Source organism: Clostridia bacterium (assembly GCA_014360065.1).
GTDB lineage: Bacteria > Bacillota > DSM-521 > Neomoorellales > JACIYF01 > JACIYF01.
Window position 1 is genome coordinate 1 of sequence record JACIYF010000122.1, and the last position, 7,074, is coordinate 7,074.

General features: G+C 57.4%; 7 protein-coding genes. 4 read left to right on the top strand and 3 right to left on the bottom strand.

Features of this window, described 5'->3' with window-relative positions; all coding sequences use genetic code 11:
- Both H5U02_12920 and H5U02_12925 read left to right on the top strand, forming a co-directional pair.
- The coding region (locus H5U02_12920) for a transposase (protein MBC7343322.1) at window positions 1-334 on the top strand (334 nt) is incomplete at its 5' end.
- A 254-nt stretch (window positions 335-588) separates the two neighbouring features.
- Window positions 589-900: a Veg family protein gene (locus tag H5U02_12925; protein ID MBC7343323.1), complete on the top strand. Its 312-nt coding sequence runs from the start codon at window positions 589-591 to the stop codon at window positions 898-900.
- On the opposite strand, the gene H5U02_12930 is transcribed toward H5U02_12925, so the two are convergent.
- Window positions 897-1,145 (bottom strand): hypothetical protein, encoded by a 249-nt coding sequence (locus H5U02_12930; GenBank protein ID MBC7343324.1) that lies wholly within the window; start codon window positions 1,143-1,145, stop codon window positions 897-899. The two genes, H5U02_12925 and H5U02_12930, sit on opposite strands and share 4 nt — an antisense overlap.
- A gap of 296 nt (window positions 1,146-1,441) precedes the next feature.
- Here H5U02_12930 and H5U02_12935 point away from each other — a divergent pair, with 296 nt between their 5' ends.
- Together H5U02_12935 and H5U02_12940 are read left to right on the top strand one after the other, a co-directional pair.
- Entirely contained in the window at window positions 1,442-1,819 is a 378-nt protein-coding gene (locus tag H5U02_12935; protein ID MBC7343325.1) for a hypothetical protein, read from the top strand.
- A gap of 2 nt (window positions 1,820-1,821) precedes the next feature.
- Complete coding sequence (locus tag H5U02_12940; protein MBC7343326.1) at window positions 1,822-3,708, top strand: DUF3794 domain-containing protein; 1,887 nt, start codon at window positions 1,822-1,824, stop codon at window positions 3,706-3,708.
- Window positions 3,709-3,755: 47 nt separating this feature from the next.
- Here H5U02_12940 and feoB read toward each other — a convergent pair whose 3' ends face one another.
- A complete protein-coding gene (gene feoB / locus H5U02_12945; protein ID MBC7343327.1) occupies window positions 3,756-6,008 on the bottom strand; it encodes a ferrous iron transport protein B in 2,253 nt (750 codons plus the stop codon).
- Window positions 6,009-6,236: 228 nt separating this feature from the next.
- Entirely contained in the window at window positions 6,237-6,917 is a 681-nt protein-coding gene (locus H5U02_12950) for a metal-dependent transcriptional regulator (GenBank protein MBC7343328.1), read from the bottom strand.
- Window positions 6,918-7,074 lie beyond the last annotated feature (157 nt).

Sequence of the window (7,074 nt, forward strand, 5' to 3'; positions counted from 1 at the left end):
CCCGGCCCGACATTATGGTATAGAGTGTAAAGGGGAAAAACAGTGCCGCCTAACCGGGGGAGTGCGCATTCCCCTTAAGGAAGACCGGCGGGTCTTCACCCCGGTTGCCCGGTCCAGCTACAAATGGGCCACTCTTTATAAGCAGCGCACTGCGGTAGAAAGGGTAAACAGCCGCCTGGATGGGGCCTATGGATTGGAGAAGCATTTCATCCGCGGCCTTAAAAAGATGAGGTTACGGTGCATGCTGGCGCTGATGGTGATGCTGGCCATGGCGGTGGGCCGGATCCGAGAAAAACAACCAGTGAGCATAAGGAGCCTGGTAAGGGCGGCCTGACCGAGCTTAATCTGAGCCAATAAAATAACCAATAGGCGCTCCCAGGGATAAGTGCGCCCTTTAGCTGGGGATGGCAGGGGGCACGGTGGTTATTTACGCTAAAACCCGCCCCGGAACATTATCTTATGGCCTGGAAAACACGTCGCATTGGCATAAGCTTTATCCGGCCAGACGAAAAAACGTCCACAACGCAAATGGCTCAGGCAAGAAAACTCTTGACGAGTACTGGGCAATCTTATATAATTAATAAGAATATGGCACGAGTAGGAGAGGGTGATCCGGTGGCAAGCAAGAATGTACTAGCCGAAATCAAGGAAGATCTTGATAGCTTTGTCGGTAAGAAGATTCGGCTGCGCGCCAACCGCGGGCGCAAGAGAATATTAGAGCGAACCGGGGTCCTCGAGAAAACCTATCCCCATATTTTTGTAATCAAGATCGAAGAGCAGAAAAACCCGGTTCAACGGATTTCTTTTAGTTATAGCGACGTTCTGACTGAGTCCGTAGAACTTACAGTCAACCGGGATGGCCGCGAATACAGAATTGGTAGCTTAGCTAATCGTTCTTAAATTATTCTTCCCCCGACTACTAGGAAGTATCGCTTCCTAGTAGTTTTTTTATACGCCATACCCATGAATTTGTTAAGATTGACCCGCATCCCTTCTTGGAGGACACCGCCAAATACCAGGCCAATTTCCCGGTCGGGCCCCCATGTTTCTTGTCCTTTGACTTCTCCCATATCCAGACCATTGCCTCGGGTGTGGCTCCCTTGGCTGTAGAAACCTAAAAGCAGTTGGCACAGGCGTTTAGTCAATCGGTGACGTGGACCAGCCCGACCAGGAAGTGCTGCTGGGAGAAACCGGGGAAGTCGGCATTTGGGGGCCCCAGGTGCTAACCCGGCCTCCACCGCCGCGATAAACTGTCATGATTGCCAGCGGGAAGCATATCCATTAAGTAGCAAGGTATGCTTCCCGCCTATTCTTCCTGGGGAGTGCCTCATAGGCCAAGTGGAGGATGCTGGGGCGTTGGTCCGGAAGCGACCCATCCCGGCAGACCCCTGGGGAGCCTGAATCGGCATGGGGGCGGGCTGGTCACGGGGGGTGGATTATTTTGGACTTACAGTTTATTACTTACCTGTTTATAGCTTTGACTGCTATTCTGGCGGGCCTTCAGATCTACCAGGTTTACCGGCGGGAAGGCCTGACTCCGGAGGGCTGGGAACAGATCCGCAAGATCGTCTATGAAGCTATCCAACAAGGGCTGGAGATTTATAAGGGTGCCCAACTGGGTTTGGACCAGCTGATCGAGATCTTGAGCGAGATCATTTACCGCCGCTTGCAGGCCCAGGATCTGCCTAGTCCGGATCGGATTTTCTGGACCCGAGAGCGCATCGCCACCTTCATTCGTCCGGTGATCCGTGAGCTGATTGCCAAGCTAGAGGCCGAGAAAGCAACTGCTGAAGCTGTTGTCGCCGGAAGGAGGGGCTAGCTGTGGCTCGGGAGACTAATTGCCGCATATCCAGACAGCGACTGGCGCTAGAACGCTTGATCGGGGAAAGGATACACCACTTGACCTTGAGCCGAATGGTGGGCTTTCCACTGCCGGTGGGTCAAATATGGCGCAGTCACGCCCAAGTCCAGGCGGTAACTGGGCGAGTGCGGGATAATAAGGTTTTAGTGGAGGGCATCATCGCCGTTCAGCTCTTCTGGGTGCCGGCCATGGATAACCGGGAGATTTGTGAGCTTAAGCTGGAGGAGAAGTTTTCCCAGTTTGTAGAAATCCCAGGCGCTAGTCGGGGGCAAGTGGCGGAAGTTCGAGCTCGGGTGGAGCGAATGGAGTACACCCGGATGGAGGTTAAGGGGCAGCAGCCATCCGAGGAGGAGCTAAGAAGGGAGCCGGCGAAGGGGCGGCAGGAGCCCGAAGGCCTAAGCTCGGCCGGGACTGGAGCCCCCACTGCCGAGCTAAGAAGGGAGCCGGCAACTGGTGAAGCAAAGCCCCAGCTTGAGTCAGCTGAGGGAGTAAGCGGAGCCGACCAAGGGCCCAAGCTCAATATTATGGCCGATGGCTTTCGTCAAGACATTTTGGTTGAGCTCGAGGTCAAGGTAAGGCAGAGCTACGAGTTGGATGTAATCACTCAAGTGGAGGTCCCAGGCATAGCCGCCAAGGTACGGAGGGAGAAGCTTCGGGTGGAGCAGGTGGTAGCTTTGGGTGGCCGGGATTTGTCCCTTACTCGACAAATTCATTTCCCCCGCCCGGCCGCCCAACTAAAGGGCGCCATCTCCAGGTTGATCGACCTCAGAGCCTGGGCGGAGCCAGGCAAGATCGCCTACCAAGGCATCTGGCAGCAACAGCTGCTCTACTTGGCCGCGGAAAACCGGCGCATTTACGAAATGACCTTGGAGGAACCAATAAGTGGCGAGTTGCCGGTGGCCGGAGCCGGTCGGGGAATGCGGGTGGAGGTTTACGGCTACCCAACTTCCAATAGAGTTGATTGGGATGAGGAGGAGAAAAGTGTTGGCCTGGGCGCTGAGATCGAAGAGCTAGACGGCGACTCGGGCCCAACTGGTGACCCACCCCGTGTCTCGGGCTACTACCTGGCCCGGTCAGAGATGCAATTCCACCTTTTCTATCGGCTGGTTAATGAGACTCAGCTGGAAGCAGTTACTGAGGTACGAGCCCCGGGATTGGTGGTGGATAAGGCTAGGCATCCCGTGGATGCAATTGTGGCCTGGGGTCAAGGAGAAGAAGTGTTGGCCCGAGCCATTGCTTTCCCCCGCCCGGTGGCTAGGCTTGCTGCTAGCTCCTGGCACATCTGCTTAAATCGCGAAGATACCATGGTTGGTCAGGACGAGGTTATGGTGGCTGCCCGGCTCAAGGAAGAGTTTTTGGCAGTGGATTACTGCCATGGCGGCATCTTTTCCTACTCCCCACCCGATCATCCGGTGGAATTTATGATCCGGGCGCCAGGAGCACGGCCGGGACTGCTGGTGCGGGTGGAGGTCCGAGTGGAAAAGGCGGAGCGGACTGCCCCTAGCTATCCCGAGGAGATATGCCAGCAGGTGGCCGATAAAACCTACCCAGCCGAGGCTTTTCCTTGGCAGGAGGAGCTGTTGATAGGGGCTACCGCCTGGGTAATGGAGCCGCGGATGTTGCAGCTGGTCAAGGCGGTGAAGCTGGCGGCGGGGGGCGAGCAGCCGGCACGAGAAGCAGGTCCCCGGGCCAGTATTCGCTATTACTTGATCCAGCCCGGAGATACTTGGGATACCATTGCCGAGCGCTACGGGATGGTTGGGGAAGCCCTAAAAAGGCTCAACCCAGAACTAGAGGGTTGGGACGGTTATGACTTGCCAGCGGGGAGGCGCCTGCGCCTGTTGTAAGCCGAGCTGGTTTGGCGCGTACTTTGTAGGCGGGGAGGTAGCCCAGGCTATATCCCCAGATGGTGCATCAGGGTGCCGATGGCCAAGGCTAGGGCAATGGTGAAAATGGATATGCCCAGTGCCCTCTTGCCGCCCAGCTCTCGCCACAGGGCAGCTATGGTGGCTACGCAGGGCACGTAGATGATGGTGACCACGGCATAGATAATCAGCTGGTGTGGGGTCATGAAGTGAAGCAGGTTGCTGGCCTGGGATCCATATTGAACCGTGGCCAGCACCACCAGGAATTGGATGGCCATTTCCTTACGCAAGATGGCAAAGAGCAAGGTTAACCCGGCTGCGCCAGGCAGGCCTAACCATCCCTCCACCACCGGGTTCATGGGGCCAGTAAGCCGCCAAATCCATCCGGTTTCATATAAGAGCCCCAAGCCAGCGCTGCCGGCCAAAATTAGGGGCATGGCCATGAATAAATAATCCTTGAAGCGCATCCAGGTCTTTTGCCAGGTGACCCGGAGGGTGGGCATGCGGAAGGGAAATAGCTCCAGGATCATCCCCTGGGGCTGTCCCGGCAGCAGATGGGCTAGGGCTACCCCCACGCTCACCACCAACAACATCTCGCCCAGCAAGATAGCCAGGGCTATCCGCCAACCCAAGTAATGGGATACGGCGCCAATGACCACTGCTAATCGGGCATTGCAGGGTATTAGGGTGATCAAAGTGCTGGCTATGGTGCGATCCCGCAGGTTGGGCAGCACCTGGGTTCCCATGATGGCCGGCACGTTGCACCCAGCTGCAGCTGCTAAGGGAATAGCGGCCCGCCCGTCCAGGCCCAGGTAATGCATGAGCCGATCGGCCAAAAAGGCCACCGAGTTGAGGTAGCCGGTATCTTCCAAAAGCCCGAGAAGCACGTAGAAGGTAAGGATGTACGGGATGCCTACTGCTAAGGCGCTCTGGATGCCGGCGTCTATCCCCCAGTACAACACTTGGCTTAAGAGCCCAGTTCCAAACAACGCATGTATGCCTCCGGTTAGGACTGGGGATACTAAGCTTGTCCAAAACCAAGTAAATGCTTCAGATAAAAGGTTACCTAAGAAGAACAGGGTAAGAAAGATGCTGGCTACCACCCCTACCAGGATCGCTAAGCCGCTAACGGGAGCCGTGGTATAGTGCCAGAGGCGCTCGGCCCAGGTAGGCTGGGGCTGGACCAGGGTGCCCGGGGCCGGCGTTGCCGGCGTTGCCGGTGCTGGCCGGTGGTCCCCGGGCGGTGACCCCTTGGCCAGGGCTGAATCTGGTGGTTCGGCCGCCGCCGTGGGTGCCTCACCTGGGATTGGGCCGCTGGCGGTGCGGATGACCTGTTGGGCGATGTTCCGGGCCAGCTTATATCTTTCTTTCACTAAGGCCAGGTTGGCATCTACCCCTGCGGCTTCAATGATGGGCTTGACCGAAGCCAGTATTTCGCGGCCTTGCGGGAATTGTTGAAACGCAGCCTCAGTTTCCGGGTCCCCTTCCCACAATAAGAGCGCCGCCGCCCGCAAGGAGGGCGGGGAGGTAGCGGGCAGGGTTTGGGGCCGAGCTCGTTCCAACAGCTCTACAATCCGATCAATTCCCTCTTTAAGCCAAGGGGGATAAACCACCCGGGACGAAGGCGGGGCTGGCGGCCTGGTGCCCTCATCTAGTTGGGCCCGGCCTTGAGCTAGACTTAAGGCGGCTCTAACCAGCTCCTCTAGGCCTTGACCGCGCACGGCTACGGTTGGCACCACTGGTGCCCCCAGAAGTTGGGACAGCCTCTGGATATCGATTTCCAGGCCCCGGCGGGCGGCCTCGTCGACCAAGTTGAGGGCCACCACCACCGGGAAATCCATGTCCAATAATTCCAGTACCAGGTAGAGGTTGCGGGCCAAGTTGGTGGCGTCTACGGTGACAATTACTGCTTGGGGATGCTCCCGAAGAAGGGCCCGCCGGGCCTCCCTTTGATCTTCAGAAATGCCGCCCAAAGCATAGGCACCGGGCAGATCCACCCAGCGGATGCGGACGCCATCCTGGTAGCTATAGGCAGCATTGGCGGCCACGGTCTTGCCGGGGTAGTTGGCGGTAAGTACGGCCGAGCTGGTCAGGCGGCTAAAAATGGTGGATTTGCCTACATTGGGATTGCCGGCCAAGGCAATAGTAACCTCGCCAACTTCTGGGGCCACAGATGGCTCCCATTTCCTTCCCGCCCTTGGCATCCCGTGGCAGTGCCGGTGACGAAAACGCCCTCTATCTTCAGCGCTCAATCTATCCACCGTCCTACTTCGAAAAAACATATGTTTCCAGCTGTGGCGCTGTTCCTCCACTCCGTAATCCTACGCGCCCAGCACTCAATTCACCTATCCGTCCACCAGGCATCGCCCAGTCCGGCGCTAAGGCCCCTTACTAAGTCCTATTTGCTGCTGATTAAGTGCTGGATTGCTTGCGAACCAGCGCCCAGGACCCCTACGCTTTTTTCATGCCTGGCTGTGCGGCTGGCCGCATGGGGCACTCCTAAGGAAGTCCTAGTCGCCTGCTGATTGAGGGCTGGACGTCGGTGTTGTTACCTGAATCTTGCTGGCCAGCTCCCGGCCGATGGCATAGCGGGCACTATCCACCGCCACCATGATTGGCCCCCCAAAGGGGGCAATTTCCTCCACCGTTACCTCGGTATCCGGGAGAAGCCCCAGGCTGGCCAGGTATTGCAGCATGGCCGGGTCATCTTCGGAGACTTGGGCAATAACCGCCCGTTTCCCAGGGGCCAGGCTGGCCAAGCTAGTCAGTTGGCGGGAAGCCACTTCCCCTTCCCGGTTGGGGATAGGATGGCCGTGGGGACAGGTGTCGGGGTACTCCAGCAGCCGATCCAACCCATCCTCCATCTCTTGGGACATGGCGTGCTCCAGCCGGCAAGCCTGGTCGTGGACGGTATCCCAGGAGAAGCCCAAAATGTCGGTAAGGAAGCGCTCGGCCAACCGGTGGCGGCGTACCACCTTTAAGGCGGTGCGCCGCCCCTTTTCGGTAAGCCGGATGCTGTTGTCCTCATCCTTGGAGGCTAAATCCTGCTCGGTCAGGCGCCGCACCATTTCGGTCACGCTGGCCTGGGAAATGCCCAGGGAACTAGCTAGGCGGCTAGGCTTAACCGGACCTTCGCTTTCATTGAGCTTAAATATGGCTTCCAAATACTCTTCCGCCGCGGGACTCTGCACCCCAAGCACCCCTTCTCTAGCTATTAAGCCATGCCATAATTACATGCTAGCTAATCGCAAATAAATCATTTAGCCTAACCTAAATATAACCAACAAGCTTGCCAAAGTCAAGCTAGCCGCTCCCTCATGCCGCTAGCTTGCGGCATCGCGAACGATG

What these genes read in the sequence shown, in the direction of transcription:
- H5U02_12925 (MBC7343323.1), top strand. Translation starts at nt 589, where the DNA reads ATGGCACGAGTAGGAGAGGGTGATCCGGTGGCAAGCAAGAATGTACTA.
- feoB (MBC7343327.1), bottom strand. Translation starts at nt 6,008, where the DNA reads ATGTTTTTTCGAAGTAGGACGGTGGATAGATTGAGCGCTGAAGATAGA.